2 protein-coding genes are annotated in these 1,331 nt (G+C 67.1%); both read right to left on the reverse strand.

The window, feature by feature from the left end:
* Positions 1-29: 29 nt before the first annotated feature.
* Positions 30-920 (reverse strand): IS3 family transposase, encoded by an 891-nt coding sequence (locus tag PH203_RS49545; RefSeq protein WP_289929531.1) that lies wholly within the window; start codon positions 918-920, stop codon positions 30-32.
* Between the two features lie 17 nt (positions 921-937).
* On the reverse strand, positions 938-1,279 hold the full coding sequence (locus tag PH203_RS49550; protein WP_289929533.1) for a transposase: 342 nt from the start codon (positions 1,277-1,279) through the stop codon (positions 938-940).
* Positions 1,280-1,331 lie beyond the last annotated feature (52 nt).

Raw genomic sequence — 1,331 nt, forward strand, 5'->3', positions numbered from 1 at the left:
TGTCAATCCCCTCGCAGCGTGGAGACGATCTATGCGGCCAGTCCCTCGGTGAGGGTGGCTCGGTAGTCACGTTCGTAGTCGATCGGGCTCTTGAACCCGCACACGCTGTGTAGTCGCCTGGCGTTGTAGAAGTCGGTGATCCAGGTGGCGATCTTGATGCGGGCCTCATTGCGGGTGGCGAAGGTGTGGCGGTGTACGTACTCGACTTTGAGGACGCTGTTGAACGCCTCGCTCACGGCGTTGTCGAAGCAAGATCCGACTCTGCCCATGGACTGCACCACACCGAGCTTGCGGCAGGCCCGCTTGAACCGCCGCGAGCAGTACTCGCTGCCCCTGTCCGTGTGCATGATTACGCCGCGCACGTCGCCGCCGCGGGTGGCCGCGGCCATGTTCAGGGACGCGACGACCAGGTCGGCGTCGTGACGCTCGGCCATCGCGTAGCCCAGCAAGCGGCGGGAGAACAAGTCGATGACCGTCGCCAAGTACAGCTTGCCCTCGCCGGTTTCGATCTCGGTGAGATCGCCGCACCAGACCAGGTCGGGCTCCTCGGCGGTGAAGTCCCGGCGCACGAAGTCCGCGGCGGCCGGCCGCTTGCCCGGCCTGGTCAGCGACCGGCGCCGCCTGATCTTCCGTCCCGCCAGACCGAGTTCGGCCATGACCTTGGCGACCGTGTTCACCGACACCCGCCAGCCGCGCCGGACCAGCTCGAGGAACACCTTCGGCGAGCCATAGGTGCCCCCGGACCGCTGGAAGATCTCCTCGATCTCCTCCGCCAGGTGCTGCCGGCGCACCTCCCGCGCGGTCGGTTCACGATCGCGCCACTTGTAGAACCAGGACTCGGACACGCCCAGCGCCCGGCAGCCGATGCGGTGCGGAATCTTCTGTTCGGCCTTGCAGCTGCTGATCACCCTGACCGCCACGGCCGGGTCTGCCTCAGCTACTTCACCCACAAGGCCACGAATCGCTTGCACACATCACGCTCCATCTCCAGCTCGCGGATGCGCTTGTCCTTCTCCCGGGCCTCGGCCCGCAGCCGCTCCAGCTCGGCCCGCTCGCCCTCCCGCAACCGGCCACCCGAGCCTGCTCCCACGGATGCCTGGACGGGCGTGTCCGACGACGGCGAACCGTTGCGCTTGGCCCGCGACACCCAGCTGTGCAGCGTCCCCGGATGCACACCGAGTTCCTCGGCCACTTCCGGGATCGGCTTCCCGGTCTCCGTCACGATCCGTACTGCCCCCTCGCGGAACTCCGCGTTGTAGATGCGTTTCCTGGATCCCACGACCCTCAACTATCCCTCCGGTCACGGTCTCCACGCTACGAGGGGAGGCTCA

The sequence above is a fragment of the Streptomyces sp. S.PB5 genome, from assembly GCF_030403745.1.
In the GTDB taxonomy this organism is placed as follows: Bacteria; Actinomycetota; Actinomycetes; order Streptomycetales; family Streptomycetaceae; genus Streptomyces.